This window comes from Bradyrhizobium genosp. L (genome assembly GCF_015624485.1).
GTDB lineage: Bacteria > Pseudomonadota > Alphaproteobacteria > Rhizobiales > Xanthobacteraceae > Bradyrhizobium.
Map to the genome: position 1 here is coordinate 5,211,988 of NZ_CP061378.1, position 20,865 is coordinate 5,232,852.

Sequence of the window (20,865 nt, forward strand, 5' to 3'; positions counted from 1 at the left end):
GCCGGGCTCAAACCGGTCGCGTGCGCGATCTTGCCTGGGTCATGGCGACGCCGGAGATCGCGAGCAGGCCACCGACAATCAGCTTGGGGGTCATGCGGTCGCCGAGGAACAACACGCTCGACATCAAGGCGAACACCGGAAGCAGCAGGCCGAAGGGTGCGACGCGCCTCATCGAGCAACGGGCGATCAGCCAGAACCACAGGCCGAAGCCGACAATTCCTCCGATGAAGATCGTATAGGCGAGCGCCAGCCAACCGCGTTGATCTGCCGTCACGAGGCTCGCCAGTTGCCCATATTCAAGCAGCAACGACATCAGCAAGACCTGCGGCACCGTGAGCAGCGACGACCACCCCATCAACATCAGGGGATCGAAAGGGCCGTAGCGTTTGGTCAGGACGTTGGACACCGCGAATGCGAAGGCTGCCCCGACCACGAGCAGCAGCGGAAGCGGATGTGCCGACAGGCCAGGCTCCGCTGCCAATACGACCACGCCGCCGAATGCAAGCACCACGCCGGCAGACGTCGCGAGCGACGGCCGCTCCGCGAGCAGCGGCCAGGCCAGCAGGACGGTGAACGGCGTGGCGAGTTGATAGGCGACCGCCGACAAGCTTCCCGAGCCGAGCCCAAGGCCAACGTAGAACAGCCCGAAGTTCAAGCCGCCAAGGAACAGCGAAATGGCTGCGACAGGGCCGAACTGTTGACGCGTGGGCCGCTTGACGAAAGGAACCAGCAGCAGCGCGATGGCCAGGAAACGCAGCGCAAGGAAGAACAGCGGCGGAAACTCCGCAACGCCCACCTTGATGGCCACGAACTGATAACCCCAGAGCAAGGGAACGGCCACTGCGCAGATGATCTGGATCGCAGACATGGCATCCTTCCTTTCAAGACCGATCGGTCCAAATTTCGGCGCACCGACGGCCGAGGCGCCCGTGGTTGCTTAGCTGATGAAGCGGTCGAGAAGCGCGTCGGCAGTGGCTTGCGATGCGGTCGGCGTCGGCGCCGTTTTGCCGACCACGCGCAGCCCCTCGACGAAACAGACGAGAATCCGGGCGGCACTTGAGGGCTCGACGCCATCGGCCAGCTTGCCCGCCGTCCTGGCACGATCAAGTGCATCCGCCACCCTGCTCTCCATGGCCTTGAAGAAGCCCGCGACGCGCCGACCGACGTCGGCATCCTGGCCAGCCAATTCCATGGCCGTGGCCACCAGCAGGCACCCACGCCGGCCATTGGCACCGCTGGTGCGTTCGACATAGCCGGCAAGATAGGCCCGCAGGCCCTCGACCGGCTCTCTACGCGGGTCGAGTTCGATATCCATCCGTGTCACGGCATCGGCAATGTAGCGATCGAGCGCACGCAGGAAGAGTGAGTGCTTGTCACCGAAGGCCGCGTAAAGGCTGCCACGCGAGAGCTTGGTCGCCCGAAGCAGGTCCGGGAGCGCCGTGGCGTGATAGCCGCGCGACCAGAACACGCCCATCGCGCGCTCGACCGCGGCGTCGACGTCGAAACTTCGCGGGCGGCCACGCGGCAACTGCACAGGGGTCTGGCGGCTCATTCCCAATATATAGACCAACTGGTCTAGAAATCGCAAGTGCCACTCTCGGTCAAACGACGACCGGGCGACCGCTGGGGATATTTGCTGCTATCCGGGAACCGGGCGTCTGAACTGCCGCGAGAAGGGCTTTGACCGAAGCGCTCGGTCGCCGCGCCAATCAGGCGCCGGCCTGCGGAAGCCTGCGCGACGTCCTGAGATAGTCCGTCAGCTGAGCCGGCGTGAAGGTTGCGGTCTTGCTGCGCAGCACCGAATCCTTGCGGACGAAGGCAAGATCGATCTGCGCGAGCGCGCCGTCCAGCGACCGCATATGGCCTTCCAGCACGTCATAGACCGCAAAGCCCGCCTCGTCGCAGAACCGCACGATCTCGGCGAATTCCGGGATGCCATGGCGCGCCTGCATCATGGTGGTCTCGAGAATCATCAGGTCGATCTCGCCGATGCGCGAGCCCAGCCCCTTCAGCACCTCGAGCTCGGCGCCCTGGGTGTCGACCTTGAGGAACACGGGATGTTCGAGCTTCTCCGGCAGCAGCGAATCCAGCCGCCGCATCGGCGTCGGCCGCGCCTCGCCGTCGAGCGCCTTGCCTTCGACCTGGCCATACAGGCTCGAACCGGAGACGTCTTCATGGACGTTGAAGATGACCTCGCCGTTCTCGGCGCCGGCGGCAACCTGGAAATATTCGGCGTTGAGCCGCTGCTTGAGTGCTTCGAGCACCGGCTTGCATTCGGCGACCGGCTCGATCAGGAAGTAGCGCGCGCGCGGAAACGCCTCGTAGATCGGCGGCGTGCCGAATGCGATGCCGATATCGATTACGGTCTTGACCTCGAAGCCGAGCGACCTCAGGTGCTGAAAGAACAGACGGAAGTTCCGCACCGGCGCGCTGGTGCGCATCAGGCGCAGGCCGATCAGCTCCAGGACGCGGTTGATGGCCTGGAATACGGCAGAAACGAATGCCTTCATGAAGCGAGCGCCGGTTGGACGGGTGACGGAAACCGCCGATCGCAAAATGCTCGTCTGGTGAGAATATAGCCGCAGTTTGCAATCGACTGGTCGGTTTGGTAGATCAGCCCGGCAAGCTGGTCAAGCGACCGCTTCCCGAGCAAAAACAACCAATTTCGCATGAAAATTCTTATCACCGGCAGCTCCGGCTTTATCGGGCAGGCGCTCGCGCAACGATTGAAGGCCGAAGGTTGGCAGGCCCTGGGTCTCGACAAGCGGCCGGGTCCGGCGACGGATTTTGTCTGCGATATCCTCGATGCCGGCAAGCTGCAGCAGACCGTTCAGGCCTGCGCGCCCGATGCACTGATCCATCTGGCTGCTCGAATCGACATCGACGAAACTGCCGGCGTTGAGGACTATCCCGCCAACGTCGAAGGCGTTCGCAACGTCGTTGCGGCCGTCAGCCGCACGCCGTCGATCAAGCGGACGATCTGGACGTCGTCGCAGCTCGTCTGTCGGATCGACTACGTTCCCAACGGCGACACCGACTACAATCCCGATTCCTCCTATGGCCGCAGCAAGGTGCTGACCGAGCAGATCGTGCGCGAGCAGGACGGCGGCGGCAGCGTATGGAGCCTCGCCCGCCCCACCACGGTGTGGGGACCGGGCATGAGCGCGCACTACCAGCGCTTTCTGCGCATGATCCAGCGCGGCTACTATTTCCATATCGGCAGCGAGCCGCTGCTCAAATCATTCAGCTATGTCGGAAACATCGCCCATCAGTACCTGCAATTGCTGAAGGCCCCCGAGCGGCAGGTGCAACGGCGGACGTTCTACCTCGCCGACTACGAACCGCTCGATCTGGTCGCCTGGGGCGACGCGTTCCAGCGCGCGTTTCACGCCCGCCGCATTCCGCGGATGCCGGTTTTCGTCGCGCGCGCGCTGGCGCATTCCGGCGACGCGGCCATTGCGCTCGGGCTCAAGCAGTTTCCGCTGACCTCGCGCCGACTGAAGAACATCCTGACCGAGTATCAGTTCGACCTGTCCGCGACCAGGGAAGTCTGCGGGCCACTGCCGAGCGACTTCCGGCAGAGCGTCGAGCAAACCGTGGAATGGTTCAACAGCCTGTCACAACCGAAGGCCTAGCGGCGCTGGGGCCGCGCAAAATTCTTCAAATAATTCAAAGGCCGGGATCTGTTCCTATCTTCACAATAGCGGCGATTGCGTGTAACAGCCGCACGTAGCACGGCAAGGGAGCGGACATATGCAGCGCACGCAGATCGTCGACCTCATTGTGGATCGCCTGGAAGGCGAAAGGGCCAACATTCTGTCGCAGTGGCAGGCTCCCGTCGGCACCACGACCCGGCACTTCTACGTCGACAATTTCCTGCCGATCGAGCTTGCCGATGAAGCCTACAATGCCTACCCGCGCGACGGCTCCGGCTTCTTCAGCAAGGAGACCTTTCGCGAGAAGAAGCGGACCAGCGCGCATCTGTCGGAATACGCGCCGATCCTCGCCGACCTGACCTACGCGATGCAGGACCCCGCCGTCGTCGCGAAGGTGGCCGACATCGTCGGCTTCACGCAGATCGAGCCCGACCCGTCGCTCTATGCCGGCGGCCTGTCGATGATGTTCAAGGGCGATTTCCTCAACCCGCATATCGACAACAGCCATGATGCCAAGCGCGATCGCTATCGCCGGCTCAACCTGCTGTACTACGTGTCGCCGGACTGGGCGATGGAGAATGGCGGCAATTTCGAATTGTGGAACGACGACTGCTCGATGCCGGTCACGATCATCTCGCAGCAGAACCGCCTGCTGGTGATGGAGACCAACAAGACCTCGTGGCACTCGGTGAGCCCGGTCCAGGTCGACCGTCCGCGCTGCTGCGTCTCGAACTACTATTTCTCGACGATCTCGCCCGATGCGACCGACTATTTCCACGTCACGTCGTTCACCGGGCGCCCCGACGAGACCGTGAAGAAGATCGTCGGCGTGGCCGACAACGCGCTGCGCAACATGGTCTCGAAGACGCTCGGCGTCGGCCGCGGCAAGAAGGAGATCAACTCCGATCCCGGCGCCGGCCCGAACAGCTAGAGCGCGATGTCGGCATCACACCGCCGCGCACGGCGCCGCGGTACGACCTGAGGCGTAGGAGATGTCTCCCACTCTCACGCCTTGGTGCGCTCGCCCGCAGATCTGGTCCAGATGTCGACGGCGAGGCCTGCCGCGAGCATCGAGACCAGCACCAGAGCAGAGTTGGCAACGCCCAGCGGACCCTGAACAGGGCTGAGCAAGATGCTGGCGAGAGTGAATACCAGCAACAGCCGCGGCGTCAGCAAGTGGGACAGTTTGGTACCCGCCGCACTCCATCCCGCCATGCATCCCCAGACCAGGATGTAGATGATCGCGCCGACCAGCCCGAAATCGATGAAGGCGGCGAGCCAGGCCGACGGGAAGAAACCGAACAGCCCGGCCGATCGCTGTTCTGCCTCCACCTTGTTCACCTGCTGGTCGCTCCGGAAGAACACCCGCAGGATCGGCGACAGCACACCAACTTCATAGACGCCCCATTGCGGGGACAATCCGTCACGGGCCTGCCAGCCGACATCGATCGAGCGCACGCCATGTGTCAGGTAGAAGTAAGTGCTCAGCCCAATCATCATCGCGCGCGGCGACAGGTAGCCGGCGTTGACCGCGGCGGTGACGTAGCCGCGCGGCTTCACGTGCCAGGCCTCCAGCATGATCGCCAGCACTGCGTCGGCGGAAAGCGGCTGCGGCGCCGGCGCCGCGCTGGGCCCCGTCGTTGCGGCAGCCATCTGCTTGCTGAGATCGGTACCGGAGATCACTTCATTGGATTTCCGAGTCTCGGCGGCGGCCGGTGCAGGCTGTTGTTGTTGTTGCTGTTGCTGTTGTTGTTGTCGTTGCTGCAGTTGCTGCTTCTGCTCCAGCTCGTGAATCAGCGGCGTCAACTGGGCGCAGAAATTCTGCCGGCTTGACCAGATCGAGCTCGAATAGACCGCAAACAGCCCGACCGCGAGCACCGCCTTGAGCAGCAAATAATGCCCGGCCGGCAGCGGCCGCCGCCCCTCGCTGACGCGGACCAGGATCGCGGCAATCACCAGCAGAATCACGAGCAGGATCGGCATCCGCCCGGAATAAAGCAGCGCATAGCCTACCGGCGACACGATGGATAGTTGGGCCAGCGCCGCCGCCCATCCCCTGACAACCTCGCCTTTCAGCAGGAACAGGATCACGGAGACGAAGCCGAACGAGAACATGACATAGCCGAGATAGAGGATCGGCGTGCGCTTGATCGCGATGGCATTGACCAGTCCCGGCGCGCAGCGCAAGAGCTCGGCGTAGACGCCATTGCTCACGCCGCTCAGGACCATCCGATCGAGCGCGACGAAGCCTATTCCCGCGATCCCGATCAGCGACGTGATCGTGACGGCGCGGTTGAGCGTCCTTGCCGAGGGTTCCGCAATCGGCTTCCCGCGCCCGAACCAGCGGTCAAACATGGAACCGCCGCCGCGATAGCCGAGGAGAAACAGCACAATCCCGATACCGACCACCGCCAGCACGGCCAATGACGGCTGCCCCGGGTAATCGATCGGCCCGACAGCGACCAAAGCGAGCGCTATTCCCCAGACCACGACAATGAGAGTCGCCGGCGACGAAAGACCGCCGGCCAGCCCAATAAATCGTTGCATATTGCCCCGCCAAAAAATTCCGGCGCCAACCCAAGGCTGTGTAGCAAGCTCGCTCCGGTACCGCAATGCAGTGCCGCGCGGCCTCAGGGATAGAGCATGTCGGGGTCGGTCGGCAGGCCGACGGTCTCCGCCGCGCTGCGTTCCGCGCCATTCTTGCGCACCCTGCGAACAGCGAAGCCGGTCAGCGAGGCGAACAGCACCGTGCTCGCAGCGGCGCCGGCCAGCGCCGCGCCATAGATGCCAAGCCGCGGAACCAGCGCGAGGTTGAGCAATGTCGCGACCACCGCGGAACCAAGGTTGCAGAGCAGCAGGTATTTGTCGGATCGCGCGGCGTAGAGCGCATAAGAAGGGACATCGGACATCATGCGCAGGAAGATTCCCGGCAGCATCGCGTAGAAGACCCCGACGCCCGACGCATAGGCGGTCAATCCGAGCATCGTGAGCATCGGTTTCATGACGAGGCCGCAGCCGACCATCGCGGCCGTCGCAAGCCCCAGCATCGACCAGAAGAACGAGCGCAGCGCCCCGCGATAGGCCTCGGCGCCGGCCGCGTGTCCGGCAATCACTTTCGGCAAGAACTGATGCGAGACCGATGCGCCGAGCGACAGCAGGCCGATCAAAATCGTCGAATAGAATGTGTAGATGCCGAGCGCATCGCGCCCGACAAACCCATCGATTGCGAAACGGTCGACATAGGAAATCACCAGCGCCCCGGCCGAGGTCACCATGAACGGTCGCGCCGTCCACAGCCCTTGTCGGATCGCCTGCCAGTTAGGGCGGTATCCGGTGAGCCCGCGCCAAGGCAAATCGGACAGCGAAATCGCCGAAAAGCCGATCGCCGCCACACCGCCGAGCGCCCACCAGGCCAGCACCGTCCCCAGCGTGCGCGTCGAGGGCGTCGTCAGCATCAGGACTGCGATCGCATAGACCCAGATGCCGCCGCGCAGGAATATGCCGATATAGGCCCGCACCGGGCGCGAGGTGATAATGAGGATCCGCGTCGCCTCCAGCGATAGATGCTCGGTCACCAACAGCAGAAGGAACCAAGGTGCGAGCTGTGCCGGAAACAGGCCGGCGAGGATCGCGCCGATGACGACGAGGCCGATCCCCAGCAATGCGAGCGCACAAAGCGCGATCTGGTCGACGATGATCCGGGCGCGCCGGTCGGGCGTCGCCGGTACCATCTCGCGCAACGTGTACGAGTAGAATTCGAGCCCGACCGCAAGCAGCGCAAATGCCAGCACCGCGGTCAACAGGCCGTATTCGCCCATCTCTGCCGGCGACAGCATCCGCGCCAGCAGCAGCGATAGCAGGAAGCGGCTTGCGAGCGTCAGCGCGCGCAGGATCAGCGCCGACATGGTGCCGGCGACCGCGGGCCGCCTCACGAGCTCGACCAGGCGGGACAGCTTCATGCTGCCGGCTCGCGCAAGCGCGGGGCTGCGACGGCCGCCACCACCGCCGGCCATCTTGCAAAGTCAATCGTTTGCGCTTGCATCGCTTCATTCCCCGAGCGCCGGCTCGGGCGGGTCATGGAGGAATTGCGCATTTACCGTGTTTCGGCGCGCGTGACAAATGCCGCGCGAAATCCTAAAATGCTCGCCTATCCGGACACTTAGGGAACTACGGCAAATGCCCCCAAATACGGGACAAACTCTCGCTCTGGTCTATGGCTGCCTCGACGAGATCAACGACCTGAGACCCCCGGAAGAAGCCATCGAAAAACGTCCCGACGTGCTGCTGGTTGGCGAAGGCGGCAGCCTCGACTCGCTGGCGCTGACCATGTTGATTCTCAACCTCGAACGCCAGGCCAGCAAGATGTCCGGCAAGGAGATCAGCCTGCTCGACGGGCGCGAGCTCGAGGACAATCTGGCGCGCTTTGCCACGCCGGCAGCCCTCGCCGAACTGGTCGATGAGGCCGTTGGCGCATGAGCACGCCCTGCAACGTCCTGGTGGTGTCCGATTTCAACGCCGAGCTGGTCTCGCGATATATCTCGGCCGACCGCACGATGCCGGCATGCGCCGCGACCAGCGCGCCCTACGGCCAGGTCTTCCAGGTGCTCTCCAGTGACGGCGCCGCGGCGCCCGGCAGCGTTGCGCTGATCTGGACCCGGCCCGAAGGCGTCATCCCGGAATACGCCAAACTGCTGGCGGGACATCAAAGCGAGCCCGCGCGCCTCGACGCCGAAGTCGACGCATTCGCCGCGATGATCAGGACGTTCGCGAAGCGCTGCAAATATGTCTTCGTCGCAAGCTGGGCGGCGACCTTCCATGATCGCGGGCTGGGCTTGCTGAGCTGGTCCAGGCAAGGTGCCGCCGGCCTGCTCGCGCGGATGAACCTGCGGCTGGCCGAGCAGCTCGGCGGGGCCGCCGATGTCTTCATGCTCGACAGCCAGCGCTGGATCGACGCCTCGGACAATCCGCGCGATCGCAAGTCGTGGTATCTCGCCAAGGCGCCGTTCACGGAAAAAGTCTGCAAGGCCGCAGCCCAAGACGTGAAGTCGGCGCTACGCACGGCGTCGGGCCAGAACCGCAAGCTCGTCGTCGTCGACCTCGACGACACGATGTGGGGCGGCATCGTCGGCGATGACGGCTGGGAGAATCTGCGGCTCGGCGGCCACGACCATGTCGGCGAAGCCTATGCCGAATTCCAGAGCGTGCTGAAGACGCTGGTCAACCGCGGCATCGCGGTTGCCGTCGTCAGCAAGAACGATGAGGCGGTGGCGCTCGAGGCGATCGCCCAACATCCCGAGATGATCATCCGCAAGGACGACCTCGCCGCCTGGCGCATCAACTGGAAGGACAAGGCACAGAACATCGCCGAGCTGGTCGAAGAGCTCAATCTCGGCCTGCAATCGGTCGTGTTCATCGACGACAACCCAATCGAGCGCGGCCGGGTGCGTGAGGCACTGCCGGAAGTCCTGGTGCCGGAATGGCCGGGCGATCCGTCGAAATATGCCGACGCGTTGCGCCAGCTCGACTGCTTCGATCGTGCCTCGATCACGACGGAGGATCGCGAGCGCACCCGCATGTATGTCCAGGAGCGGGAGCGGCGCGACAGCCTCACCGTCGCCTCTTCGCCGGAAGATTGGCAGGCCTCGCTGGGCGTTCGCGTTCACGCCGCCCCGGTCTCCGCGTCGAACGTGAAACGGATCGTGCAGCTGATGAACAAGACCAATCAGCTCAATCTGCGCACGCGGCGGACGACAGAGAAGGAGCTGTTTCAGTGGCTCGAAGAGGGCCATAACCGCAACCTCGCGGCGGTGACCGTCTCCGATCGCTTCGGCGACCTCGGGCTGACCGGCATCGTGAGCTGGGAACAGGTCGGCGCTGCCATCGAGATCGTAGACTATGTGCTGAGCTGCCGTGCCATGGGCCGGCGGGTCGAGGACCTGATGGTCCATCTCGCCGCGCAAGCCGCCTCGCGCGCGGGCTGCGATACCGTGAACGCACGGTTGATCCCGACCGCGAAGAACCGCCCCTGCCTGGAGTTCTGGCAGAACTCCGGCTTCACCGACGCCGGAGACAATGTCTTCGTCTGGAACACCGCGACCGACTATCCGAAGCCGGCCTTCATCACGCTGGAGAACGATGTCGCGCCGGCCGCGCCCATGGCTGCCGCGATCTGACCGATGGGCATCACCCTCGAGCTGTGCGGGCTTTCGGATCGACAGGATCTGATGGACTTCATCCGCGACTACTGGAGCGCCAACCACGTGCTGGCGCGCAGCGAAGCGCTGATGGACTGGCAACACCGCGACGAGGCCAACCAGCGCTATAATTTCATCGCCGCGCGCGACGATGAAAAGGGCATGGTCGGCATTCTCGGCTTCATCCTGGCGAGCCGGTACGACCCCACCCTTGCCGGCGAGGCCGATACGCTGTGGCTGACGACCTGGAAGGCGCGGCCGGATTTCGCCCACGGTCTCGGGCTTTTGCTATTGCGCAAGCTCGACAGCCTGATGGCGCCGAAATGGATCGGCACCGTCGGGCTCAACCTCGCGACCAAAGGCATCTATCAGGCGCTCGGCTATCACGTCGACATGCTGTCGCGGCATTACATGCTCAACAGCGCGATCGAGAACTACAAGTTGGCAACCGTGCCTGCGGACTCGCGGAGCAGCCCGAATTTCAGCTCGGGTGCGACGCTCACTGTGCTTGATCGGGACAATTTCTGGACCGCCACCGAAGGTCTCGGCCTGGACGCGTCGCTTCAGGTCCCACGCAAGACCCGTGCGTTCCTCCATGGACGCTACCTGTCTCATCCCTTCTATCACTATCAGGCAATGCTGCTGGTCGATGGGCTGCACGCCGCGATCTGCATGCTGCGGAGCTGCACAGCCGAAGGTGCGACCGCGCTGCGCATGGTGGATTTCCTCGGCGATGGCGCGGCCTTGCGACGCGCCGGCGCCGCTTTCCAGGAGTTGCTGCGCGCGAGTGACGCCGAATACATCGACTTCTTCTGCAGCGGACTGCAGGCCGAACTTGCAGCGGCCGGCTTTCTCACGGTGCCGCCGGGCAAGGATGCCGGGATCGTGCTGCCGGGCTATTTCGAGCCGTTCGAACGCTCCAATGTCGAACTCGCCTTCTCGCTGCGCGGTCCGGGCGACGATCGCATCGTCTGCAAGGGCGACGCCGATCAAGACCGCCCCAATTTGCTGATCAGTCCATGACGGCCGCTCGGCGACGGTTCGAGATCGACGATCAGCGCTGGTTTGCGGCCGCCTCCGGCGACCACAATCCGATCCATGTCGACGGCGAATGGGCGGTACGGCATTTTCCGGGCGCGCTGGTGGTGCATGGCATGCACGTCCTGCTGTGGGCGCTGGATCAGTTTGCCCAGCGGCGGCCGGGCGCGTCGTTTGCCGCGATCGACGCGACCTTCGTCAAGCCGATCGTCGTCGGCGACGAGGTCGTCGCAACCGGATCCGATGACGGCAAGCTGATCCGCGTCACGGTGGGGCGCGAAATCGCCCTGGTCGCGCGCATCGAGCCCGGCGAGACCGTCGTCGACGGTCAGCTGCGCTTTGAGCCGGGCACCCCGCCGAGCGTACCCTCTCCCCGCACGCACGCGGACATCCCGGGCTTCGCCGGGGTCATCGCGCTTCCTGAGACGGCGTCCTCCCTCCCCGCCCGGTTCGGCGCACTGGCCACCGCACTTGGTGTCGACCGCGTGATTGGACTTGCTGCCGTCTCGACCGTGGTCGGAATGGAGATCCCGGGACTTCGCAGCATGCTGTCCAAGATCGCGCTCAAATGCGTGCCGTCGACAGCCGGCGTGCTCGGTTTCGCAGTTCACAAGTTTCACGACGCCATGAGCCTCGTCGAACTCGATGTTCTCGGCCTGGGCATCCGAGGAACCGTATCGGCCTTCGCGGGACGCGAGCCGCCCGCGCCCGCCACGGACGAAGCCTTGCGCCGGATGGTGGCGCCGGCCGAATTCAGCGGGTCGCGGCCGCTCGTGATCGGCGCGGCCAGCGGGCTTGGCGCAGTCACAGCGAGGCTGCTTGCAGCGGGCGGCGCCGATCCGGTGCTCACCTGGCACGCATCCGATCTCGATGAGACGCTGCAGAGCGTGCGCAACCTCGGCGCAACCGGCTGCGCCCTCAAGCTCGATGCGACATCGCCGTCGCAGGGCCTCACCGATCTCGCCGCCACCGGCTGGGATGGCGGGCAAGTCTACTATTTCGCCTCGCCTCGCATCTTCCGCCGCCGTATCGAGCTCTACCAGGCCGGAGACTTCCGCGATTTCGCCGCGGTGTTCGTTGACGGTTTCTACGCCGTCGTCCAGCAACTGCTCGCACAGACCAGCGGCAGGTTGACCGTGTACTACCCGTCGACCGTCGCGATCGACGAAAAGGCATCGGACTTGCTGGAATACGCTGCCGCGAAAGCGATTGGCGAGCAGCTTTGCGCGCGGCTGGAAAAAAGCAATTCTCGCCTGAAGATCATCGTGGCGCGGCTGCCGCGGATCACGACGCGGCAGACGGAAACCTTCCTGAAGGTGAAGGCCGAGCTGCCGGAAGCCGTGATGCTGCCGTTGATCCGCACCGTGCAATCGGCGTGAGCGAGGGAAACATGGACAGGCCGACCGGCAAGCTCACGATCGTCATGTACCACTATGTGCGGCCGCTCAAGCGCACGCGCTTTCCACGCATCAAGGGCCTCGATCTCGACCTGTTCGAGCAGCAGCTCGGCTATCTCGCGCGACATTATTCGCTTGTGACGATGGAGCAGCTGATCGATGCCATCGACGGCCGTGGGGAGCTTCCGCCCCGGCCCGCGCTGCTGACCTTCGACGACGGCTATCTCGATCATTACACCTACGTGCTGCCCAAGCTCGTCGAGCGTAAGATCCAGGGCTCGTTCTTTCCGCCGTCATGCTCGGCGATCGACCGCAAAGTGCTCGACGTCAACAAGATCCATTTCATTCTCGCCTCCAACGTCGATCCCGACGATCTCGTCGCCACGATCGAGACGGCGTGCCGCGAACGCGCCGAGGAATTCGGTCTGCAGCCGATTGCTCACTACCGCGAGAAGTACATGGTCGGTAATTTCCTCGATCCGGCCAACGTCGACTATGTCAAGCTGATGCTGCAGCATGCGCTGCCTTCAGCGTTGCGCAGCGAACTGATCGAGCAGCTCTTCAGCCGTCACGTCGCAGCCGACGAGGCGACCTTCGCGGGCGAACTGTACGCGACGGTCGAGCAGTTGCGCCTGATGCGAGGCTGCGGCATGCACATCGGTTCGCACGGCAGCCTGCATCAGTGGCTGGGCCATCTGCCCAGAGAAGAGCAGGAAGCCGACATCGACGGATCGCTGGCGCTGCTCGACGCGGTCGGGGTCGCTCCCGCCTATCGCAGCATGTGCTATCCCTATGGCAGCTACAACGACGACACCGTCAGCGCGATCGCGTCGCGCGGTTTCAAGCTCGCGCTCACGACCGAGGTCGCGCTGTCGGAAACGAATGCCGCGGCCCGCTTCCGACTTCCGCGTCTCGATACCAATCACCTGCCGAAGGACGCATCCGCGCCGGTCAATGAATGGACATTGGCGGCCGAAACCTGATCGCCGCGGCAATCAGGGCTTCATGAACCGCGGCATCAGGTCCGGTTCGCGCCGGCGGCGAGGAACGGGCTGCTCGGCAGGTTGATGCAGCGCGTAAACATGTCCTCGGCGACGCCAAGCGGCGCGCGCGGGCAGTCGCGGTACATCGGCAGCATGTGCATCGGCGTCCACAGCGGCCGGGCGCGGATGCCGTGGCCGTGCAGCGCCGACAACAGCCGGTCGCGCTCAGCCGCATGATCGCCGTCGAGCACCAGCGTGTTGAGCCAGTAGTTGCTCTGCGCGCCGTCGGGCTCGCGAAAGATCCGCGCCCAGGGAAACGCGCTGAACGCCGCGAGATAGCGCTCGGCGAGTTCGCGCTTGGCCGCGACCATCGCCGGTAGCCGCTCCATCTGCCCGCAGCCGAGCGCGGCATTGATGTTGGGCAGGCGATAATTGTAGGCGACCTCGTCATGGTCGAACGCCCAGGCGTGCGACCTCTTCGCGGTCGAGGTGAAATGCCGGGCGTGACGGGCGTGCTGGTCGTCGTCGGTCAGGATCATGCCGCCACCGCCGGTGGTGACGATCTTGTTGCCGTTGAAGCTCAGCACCGCCGAATGGCCGAACGTGCCACAGCCCTGCCCGTTCCAGGTCGAGCCGAGCGATTCGGTTGCGTCCTCGACGACCACGAGGCCGTATTTCGCGGCAATCGCATTGAGCGCGGCCATGTCGGCCGGATGGCCGAAGATGTGGACAGGAACCAACGCGCGCAGCCGGCGCCCGGTTTCCCTGTTCACCCACCCGCCATCGCGTTGCGCGGCGATCGCCGCGAGATGTTTCTCCAGCGCAACGGGGTCGATGCCGAGCGTATCCCAGGTCGAATCGACGAAATGCGGGATAGCGCCGGCGTGGCTGACGGCATTCGCGGTCGCGACGAAAGTGATTGCGGGCAGCAGCACCTCGTCGTTGGGCTCGACGCCCTCGAGCAGGAGCGCGGCGTGCAGGGCAGCCGTGCCGTTGACGATTGCGACAGCATGGCGGGCGCCGGTCGCCTGCGCGACCATCTGCTCGAAGCGGTTCACATACTGGCCAGCCGACGACACCCAGTTGGTATCGATGCAATCGAGCACGAATTCACGCTCGCGCGCGCCGAGCCGCGGCTCGTGCAATTCCACAGGACGCGGGTTGGCGCCGAGGACGGCGTCGACCGCGTCGAGGGCGGGTTGCAGGTCGAGTGGCGCCGATCCGGCCTTGCCGGCTTGTGCGGACGAAATGCTCATCGAGGTCACAGCGTGTAGGCGTTGGCGCGATAGCGGGACAGGTTCTCCTGCTTGGTGAACCAGGCGATGGTCTCCTCGAGGCCCTTGCGCAAGCCGTCGACGCCGGCAAAACGCGGCGACCAGCCGAGCAGCCTCGCGGCCTTGGCATTGCTGGCCCACAGCCGCTCCACCTCGCTGCGGTCGGGGCGGACGCGGACGTCGTCCTGCTCGATCTCGATCTCGACGCCCATCAGCTCCGCGATCAGGCGCGCGGTGTCGCCGATCGAGATCTCGAAGCCGCTGCCTATATTGACGACCTCGCCGATGCCGGCCCTGGTCCCGAGCGCCGCCAGGAAGCCGCCGACGGTGTCCGAGACATAGTTGAAGTCGCGGGTCGGGTGGATGCTGCCGAGCTTGATGCGGCGGCTGCCGGCCGCGATCTGGGTGATGATGGTCGGAATCACCGCGCGGGTCGATTGCCGCGGGCCGTAGGTATTGAAGGGACGCACCACCGTCACCGGCGTACCGAACGACTTCTCGAACGACAGCGCGAGCTGGTCGGCCCCGATCTTGGTTGCCGAATAGGGCGACTGCCCCTGCAGCGGGTGCTCCTCGGTGATCGGAACGAACTGCGCGGTGCCGTAGACCTCGCTGGTCGAGGTGTGCACGACATGGCCGACATCGAGGTCGCGCGCCGCCTGCAGCACGTTCAGCGTGCCGCGGATATTGGTGTCGAGATAGGTGTCGGGCGAATGATATGAATAGGGGATGGCGATCAGCGCGGCGAGATGCAGCACCGCATCGCACCCCTTCATCGCGGTCCGTAGCCCGTTTGGGTCACAAATGTTGCCCGCGAACACGTCGATCTTGCCGAGGATTTCGGCCGGCAGCGAATCGAGCCAGCCATAGGATCCCATGCCGTTGTAATGCACGAAGGCACGCACGCCGACCTGTCGGCGGACCAGTTCTTCCGCAAGGTGAGAGCCGATGAATCCACCCGCGCCGGTCAGCAATACCTTTTGCAAGCTCCGAGTCTCCTGCAAGCTCCGTGTCTCCGTGAGCGCCAGCACCCGCCGCCAGCACGCCGCTTCTAGCTACTCCGGTGCCGGGAGGCCAGACGGAAAGTGCCGAAAGCCGGCGTCGCCGTCCAAAGGGCTCTTGCAATCGCCCGTAGGATCTTTTTCTTAGATCCTAATAAGTATCTGAATTTGCTATGCTATCTAAGACGATCTAAAGATCGGACGACACCGCATCCGGTCGCCGCGGACGTAGCGAAGGGGTTGGCGGTGTGTGCGATCGGCCTCCTCTGGATTGCACGACGACAAGGCACACGACCCGGGGCGAAGGAGTCTGGCAACGCCTGTTCGGGATTCGCAGAGATGAGAACACCGGGAACAGCAGGGAACATGCCGTGGCGCGTAACGCACAGGCTACAGACGCGCACAATCGCAACAAACGTTGTATGGGCGTTTTGAATGGGGTATCGGACGACGTGTTGGCGTCAAGCCTTGCTGGAGGAACTAGGTGAGTGGGATCGGTCGCGGCCTGATGCCGGAACGCTACAGGCTGCCGCTCCTGGTTTTTCTCCATATCGCGGTGGTCTGCCTGTCGCTCGGCTGCGTCGCGTATCTCTATTCGGACTATCACATCTTCTTCCGCTGGGACCGCATGGCCTCGGCAGCGGCCGTGGTCGCCGTGTTCTCGGTTGTCGCCGTTCTGTTCCTGTACGCCGAGTTCAGCTTTGGCTATTTCGTCGGGTTTTACCTGTTCACGATGATTGCCGGCTATCTCTGGCTCAACCAGTTCTCGGAATTCATCTACAACCACGCCCTGAGCGGGCTATCGGCGGCGGCATCCGCCATCGCGTTCCTGCTGCCTGCGCTGTTCATCCGATCGCCGCTGCCGCAAGTCTGGACCCTGTCGCCGAAGGCGCTCGACCGCGTCATCGACGGCATCCTGGTGTTCGGCGCCATCGTGGTGTCGATCGGCGCGACCTACGACTTCAGGCTGGTGTCGATCGAACAGATCTACGACTACCGTGAGTCGCTGCGGACTCCGACCGCGCTCAACTATCTGATGGGGATCGCGAGCGGCGCGCTGCTGCCGTTCGCCTTTGCCTGCTGCGTCGAGCTGAAGAGGCCGTTGCGCGCCGCGATCGCGCTGGCGATCCTGCTTGCCTTCTATCCGGTCACGGTGAGCAAGATCTCGCTCCTCACCTCCGCCTGGCTGGTGGTGATGACGATACTGTCGCGGATTTTCGAGCTCAGGATCGCCGTCGTCGTCTCGCTACTGGCGCCGCTGGTCGCGGGCCTGTTGGCGTTCATGCTGTTCGAGCTCGAATGGGTGCCCTATTCAGCGACGGTTCCCTATTTCGGACTGGTCAATTTCAGGATGGTCGCGATCCCGTCGCTGGCCATGGACTTCTACAACGATTTCTTCTTCAAGCATGATCTGACCCACTATTGTCAGATCGGGTTCCTGAAGTCCCTGGTGTCCTGTCCGTATAACGAACCGCTTTCGGTGGTGATCTACAAGGCGTTCGGTATCGGCGGATACTTCAACGCATCGCTGTTCGCGACCGAGGGGATTGCGTCGATCGGCGCCCTGTTCGCGCCGGTTGCGGCTTTCGTCTGCGGGCTCGTCGTCGCGCTCGGCAACCGGGCGTCGGCCAACCTGCCGCCGCGTTTGGCGCTCATCTCCGGGGCGGTGCTGGTCCAGTTGATCCTCAACGTCCCCTTCACCACCGTGCTGGCGACCCACGGCGCGCTATTGCTGTTCCTCTTGTGGTACGTGACGCCGCTGCGCGCCGAACGCAAGCCGGATCAGGGCTATTCCGGCCTGTCAGCTTAGCGCTGAACGGCCTGCCGCATGGTGGCCGCGAAGCTTGCAGCGAAGGCGCTGACATTGTCATCCTGCTGCGGGACGACATTGCGAACGGTGAGCCCGGCGGCCTGCCGTGACGCCTCCATGAGGTGGTCGGCCAGCGCAACGGGATCGTCGACGCCGAAATAGCGGGCACCGCCCGCGGTCTGCTCCCGGTGCACGTCGATGTCGGACAGGATCATCGGAACGCCGAACGATTTCGCCTCCTCCACGGTCGAGCTCCAGCCCTCGAAACGCGACGGGTTGACCATGGCGGTCGCGGCCCGCAGCAGCGCGTAGACATGAGAGAACGGAATGATGCCGACATGGCGGAAGTGCCGCTCGAGGCCGCGGCTGTGCACCTCGGCATTGACCTGATCGTAGTAGCCCGGCTCGCGCCGGTCCTCCGTGCTGCCGGATGCGCAGACCACCACATCGGCCCCGCGCTCTTTCAGGATCGCCAGAGCATCGACCACCAGCTGGTGGTTCTTGTGGCGGTAGAACTGATTGGGCAAATAGAAATAGTTTTGCGGCAGGCCATAGGCCGCAATGACTTCGGCCGGATCGGTGTTCAGCAGGCCAAGCTGCGGCTGGGTGGCAAAGCGGACCACGCGGACGTTGTTCTTGACCCGCGGGTAGTAGGCCCTGAAATCGCGCAGCGCGCTTTCGCTGCTGAGCATGATAGTGCGGCGGCCCGCGATCTGCATGCGGAAGCCGAATTCGCGCCGCCAGCGCGCGGCCCTTGGAAAAAGATGCGGCAGCGAGCGGTGCTGCAGATCCGGGATCCAGGCGATCGCCGGGATCGGCAACCGCCAGCCGAAGAAGCGCGCCGATTCGACCACCGCATCGATCCGGGCGGCGCCAAACGCCGCGCTGGCTTCGCGCGCCAGACCGAGGGCGAGTGCCTTGGCCAATTCCGGCTGGCCTTCGAAGGCCTCCGACCGCACGATCTCGACGCCGGAGATCGCGGCAAGCTGCGCCAGCTCGCCTGCGTCGCCGCGGCTGCTGGCGAACACCACCGGCGCGAACTCGCCGGGCCGGAACCGGGCCAGCGCCGCGAACAGATTGCTCTGATAATTGTACCCGCCGGCCCACAGGGTGCGCGAGATGTAGTTGAACGCGATGCGCATCGGAGCTTGCGGTGTCATGAGGCCTGCTTGAACCACGCCACATAGTCGGCAAGGCCGCGGTCGAGCGGAATCCGCCAGTCGAAGCCGACGCGGCGCAGGTTTGCATCGTCGGCGAGCAGGCTGACGGGATCGCCGGGCCGGCCGATACCGGAGTAACGCACGACCGTATTGCCGCCCAACTCCCTGACCAGGCCGTTCGCGATGTCGGCGACGCTCGCGCCCCGACCCGAGCCGCCATTGACGACGCGGAAGCCGTCCTGCCGCGATTGTCCCGCAAATTGCGCCAGCAATCGCGCGACATCGCGCACGTCAGTCCAGTCTCGGATCTCGGTGCCGGTGCCGCCGAGGCTGAGCGGCTGCTCCCCCGCCTTCAGCCGCGAGCAGATGTCCCACAACAGCTGCTTGCGCAGATTGGGGCCATAGACCGAGAACAGTCGCACCACGGTACAGCCGAGGCCGAAGGTTCGGGCATTGCTCTCGCACAACTGCTCCATCATCAGCTTGTGCTGTCCGTAAGGCGACATCGGCGTCGGCACGGCACTCTCGGCAATCGGGCCTGCGTGATCCGCACCGTAGACGGCAGCGCTCGAGGCTGCGATCACCGCGCAGTCCGGCGCGGAGCCGCGCAGCCATTCCAGCAATCGCGCCGTGCTCGCCACGGTGCGGGAGAAATCCTCGAACGGCCGCTCGATCGAGACCCCGACCGATGATCCGCCGGCCAGGTGCAGCACGCGCGTCGGCCGTCCATGCGCGGCGGCCAGCGCGTTGAGATTGGCCGCATCGATCTCGCCATTGATCCAGCTTGCAAGGCCGAGCCGGCGCGTCTCTGCCGCATCGAGCGCGCCATGGCCGACGCCATGCACGGCATGCCCCGCTGCCGCCAGTTCGCGAACCAGATGGCGGCCGATAAACCCGTTCGCGCCGGTGACCCAGATCGTCATGCGCCCTTCATGCCTCGAGGATGGACTTTACCACACGCGCGGGATTTCCGGCGACCACCGTATCATCAGCCACGTCCTTGGTGACGACGGTACCGGCCGCGATGATGGCGCGGGCGCCGATCGTGAGACCCCGCATAACGAATGCGCCGGCGCCGATCCAGGCGTCGTCGTGGATCGTGACCGGACGCTCGTCGAGATCGAGCTTGCGCGGATGGCCGCGGGTGAACATTTCCTGGATCTGGCTGTGACGCGCCACCGGGTCGACCGGATGGGTCAAATTGTCGAAGATGTTCACGCCGTGCGCGATCAGCACCCTGTCTCCGATCCTGACCGAGGCTGCCGACCAGATCCTCGTATGCTCTCCGACGTAGCACCACGCGCCGATCTCGATCCGCCCGCCATGCGCAAATGTCAAAAGCTCGCCGCGGATGACGCTGTTGTCGCCGACCACGATGCAGTCGCCGTCGCCGCGGATATTGCGAATCCGCGCTGTCGGCATCAGCCTGGCCTGCGGTCCAAGCCGGCAGGTCGCGCGCCCAACAGCTCGCTGCAGCCAGTAGTCGAGATTCATCTGATCATCTCGATGCAGGCGATGGCGCGCGCGCAGCCCGCATTGTCGTCGAGTCGACCGCGGCCGCTGTGCGGATCGAACGCCGTCGCATTGGCGACGTCGGCCTGCGAGGCGCGGCGCCAGCCGGCTTTGTCGTAGGCAAAGAATTCGAGATCGAAGGACGACGGCCCGAAGGCATCGATCAGCGCCTGGATCATCGCGCCGTCGAACAGCTGGAACCAGTTGAAATTCTCGTAGCGGCCGTAGGGCACCGTGATCAGGCAACGACCGCCGGGCGCGATGATACGCCGGAACTCGCTGACGGCATCGGCGAAGCCATGCTTGTTGGTTTCCGATTTCGTGGGATCGCTGGTGTAGAGCATCGTGTTGTCGAGCCCGACATGCTCCAGCGTCGAGATGCTGACGATGGTATCGAACGCCCCGTCCGCAAAACTGGTCTTGCGGAAATCACCGAACACGTAGGAATAGCCATCGTACCAGTAGCAGCGTTTCTCGGGCGCCAGCGTCATCATGGTCAGATCAGCCTTGCGCAGCGGATTCCGGCTGAGGACGTAGTCGTGATTCAGCGTCGAGCCTGCGTCAAGCATCCGGCCGAGCTTGACGCCGTCACGGCGCAGCCGATCGAACAGCCAGGGATATTCGACGACGCGTTCGTCGATCCCGACACCGAAGCCGTCGGGGAGTTGGCGTCCGGGTTGCACGGCCGCGCCATCGATCGCGCTCTCGATACTCGCCTTCTTGCGCGTGTAATAGCCGAGCGACCAGGGCCTGCGCCCGCTCAATTGATAGAGCGGCGACGCCGCGGCGTCGGCGATCTCCTTGATCCTGAAAACCAGACCGTCAACGTGCATGCCTGCT

General features: G+C 64.4%; 19 protein-coding genes. 8 read left to right on the forward strand and 11 right to left on the reverse strand.

The window, feature by feature from the left end; translation table 11 throughout:
• Window positions 1-7: 7 nt before the first annotated feature.
• From IC762_RS24885 to IC762_RS24895, 3 genes are all read right to left on the reverse strand, one after another.
• Window positions 8-868 (reverse strand): DMT family transporter, encoded by an 861-nt coding sequence (locus IC762_RS24885; RefSeq protein ID WP_195784847.1) that lies wholly within the window; start codon window positions 866-868, stop codon window positions 8-10.
• Between the two features lie 69 nt (window positions 869-937).
• Window positions 938-1,552 (reverse strand): TetR/AcrR family transcriptional regulator, encoded by a 615-nt coding sequence (locus IC762_RS24890; RefSeq protein ID WP_195790266.1) that lies wholly within the window; start codon window positions 1,550-1,552, stop codon window positions 938-940.
• A gap of 157 nt (window positions 1,553-1,709) precedes the next feature.
• On the reverse strand, window positions 1,710-2,510 hold the full coding sequence (locus IC762_RS24895) for an FkbM family methyltransferase (RefSeq protein ID WP_195784848.1): 801 nt from the start codon (window positions 2,508-2,510) through the stop codon (window positions 1,710-1,712).
• 159 nt (window positions 2,511-2,669) lie between these two features.
• On the opposite strand from IC762_RS24895, the gene IC762_RS24900 reads away from it, so the two are divergent.
• Together IC762_RS24900 and IC762_RS24905 are read left to right on the forward strand one after the other, a co-directional pair.
• Window positions 2,670-3,635 (forward strand): NAD-dependent epimerase/dehydratase family protein, encoded by a 966-nt coding sequence (locus IC762_RS24900; protein ID WP_195784849.1) that lies wholly within the window; start codon window positions 2,670-2,672, stop codon window positions 3,633-3,635.
• Between the two features lie 118 nt (window positions 3,636-3,753).
• Window positions 3,754-4,587 carry a 2OG-Fe(II) oxygenase gene (locus tag IC762_RS24905; protein ID WP_195784850.1) on the forward strand — a complete coding sequence of 278 codons (834 nt, stop codon included), beginning with the start codon at window positions 3,754-3,756 and terminating at the stop codon, window positions 4,585-4,587.
• A 74-nt stretch (window positions 4,588-4,661) separates the two neighbouring features.
• Here IC762_RS24905 and IC762_RS24910 read toward each other — a convergent pair whose 3' ends face one another.
• Entirely contained in the window at window positions 4,662-6,203 is a 1,542-nt protein-coding gene (locus IC762_RS24910) for a hypothetical protein (protein WP_195784851.1), read from the reverse strand.
• An 83-nt stretch (window positions 6,204-6,286) separates the two neighbouring features.
• Window positions 6,287-7,615 (reverse strand): lipopolysaccharide biosynthesis protein, encoded by a 1,329-nt coding sequence (locus IC762_RS24915; protein WP_195784852.1) that lies wholly within the window; start codon window positions 7,613-7,615, stop codon window positions 6,287-6,289.
• A 217-nt stretch (window positions 7,616-7,832) separates the two neighbouring features.
• Here IC762_RS24915 and IC762_RS24920 point away from each other — a divergent pair, with 217 nt between their 5' ends.
• Genes IC762_RS24920 through IC762_RS24940 form a run of 5 tightly spaced genes read left to right on the forward strand, consistent with a single transcriptional unit; the run spans window position 7,833 to window position 13,268 of the window.
• On the forward strand, window positions 7,833-8,132 hold the full coding sequence (locus tag IC762_RS24920; RefSeq protein ID WP_195784853.1) for a hypothetical protein: 300 nt from the start codon (window positions 7,833-7,835) through the stop codon (window positions 8,130-8,132).
• Window positions 8,129-9,829, forward strand: a complete 1,701-nt coding sequence (locus IC762_RS24925; RefSeq protein WP_195784854.1) for an HAD-IIIC family phosphatase — start codon at window positions 8,129-8,131, stop codon at window positions 9,827-9,829. The genes IC762_RS24920 and IC762_RS24925 overlap by 4 nt, the downstream gene beginning before the upstream one ends.
• A gap of 3 nt (window positions 9,830-9,832) precedes the next feature.
• Window positions 9,833-10,873, forward strand: a complete 1,041-nt coding sequence (locus tag IC762_RS24930; RefSeq protein ID WP_195784855.1) for a hypothetical protein — start codon at window positions 9,833-9,835, stop codon at window positions 10,871-10,873.
• Window positions 10,870-12,267, forward strand: coding sequence for an SDR family NAD(P)-dependent oxidoreductase (locus IC762_RS24935; protein WP_195784856.1), 1,398 nt, complete (start codon window positions 10,870-10,872; stop codon window positions 12,265-12,267). The genes IC762_RS24930 and IC762_RS24935 overlap by 4 nt, the downstream gene beginning before the upstream one ends.
• A gap of 11 nt (window positions 12,268-12,278) precedes the next feature.
• Window positions 12,279-13,268 (forward strand): polysaccharide deacetylase family protein, encoded by a 990-nt coding sequence (locus IC762_RS24940; protein ID WP_195784857.1) that lies wholly within the window; start codon window positions 12,279-12,281, stop codon window positions 13,266-13,268.
• Between the two features lie 35 nt (window positions 13,269-13,303).
• Here IC762_RS24940 and IC762_RS24945 read toward each other — a convergent pair whose 3' ends face one another.
• Both IC762_RS24945 and IC762_RS24950 read right to left on the reverse strand, forming a co-directional pair.
• Complete coding sequence (locus tag IC762_RS24945) at window positions 13,304-14,524, reverse strand: LegC family aminotransferase (RefSeq protein WP_195784858.1); 1,221 nt, start codon at window positions 14,522-14,524, stop codon at window positions 13,304-13,306.
• 5 nt (window positions 14,525-14,529) lie between these two features.
• Entirely contained in the window at window positions 14,530-15,528 is a 999-nt protein-coding gene (locus tag IC762_RS24950; RefSeq protein ID WP_195784859.1) for an NAD-dependent 4,6-dehydratase LegB, read from the reverse strand.
• Between the two features lie 499 nt (window positions 15,529-16,027).
• Between IC762_RS24950 and IC762_RS24955 the strand changes: the two genes are divergently transcribed.
• The gene (locus IC762_RS24955) at window positions 16,028-17,353 is read left to right on the forward strand and encodes a hypothetical protein (protein ID WP_246801207.1); all 1,326 of its coding nucleotides are present in this window, start codon (window positions 16,028-16,030) and stop codon (window positions 17,351-17,353) included.
• Here IC762_RS24955 and IC762_RS24960 read toward each other — a convergent pair.
• From IC762_RS24960 to IC762_RS24975, 4 genes are read right to left on the reverse strand one after another with little or no spacing between them, the layout of a single operon-like run.
• Window positions 17,350-18,513 carry a glycosyltransferase family 4 protein gene (locus tag IC762_RS24960; protein ID WP_195784860.1) on the reverse strand — a complete coding sequence of 388 codons (1,164 nt, stop codon included), beginning with the start codon at window positions 18,511-18,513 and terminating at the stop codon, window positions 17,350-17,352. The genes IC762_RS24955 and IC762_RS24960 overlap by 4 nt on opposite strands.
• Window positions 18,510-19,436, reverse strand: coding sequence for an NAD-dependent epimerase/dehydratase family protein (locus IC762_RS24965; RefSeq protein ID WP_195784861.1), 927 nt, complete (start codon window positions 19,434-19,436; stop codon window positions 18,510-18,512). The genes IC762_RS24960 and IC762_RS24965 overlap by 4 nt, the downstream gene beginning before the upstream one ends.
• Window positions 19,437-19,443: 7 nt before the next feature.
• Window positions 19,444-20,007, reverse strand: a complete 564-nt coding sequence (locus IC762_RS24970) for an acyltransferase (protein ID WP_195784862.1) — start codon at window positions 20,005-20,007, stop codon at window positions 19,444-19,446.
• Window positions 20,004-20,858: a methyltransferase domain-containing protein gene (locus IC762_RS24975; RefSeq protein WP_195784863.1), complete on the reverse strand. Its 855-nt coding sequence runs from the start codon at window positions 20,856-20,858 to the stop codon at window positions 20,004-20,006. The genes IC762_RS24970 and IC762_RS24975 overlap by 4 nt, the downstream gene beginning before the upstream one ends.
• Between the last annotated feature and the right edge of the window lie 7 nt (window positions 20,859-20,865).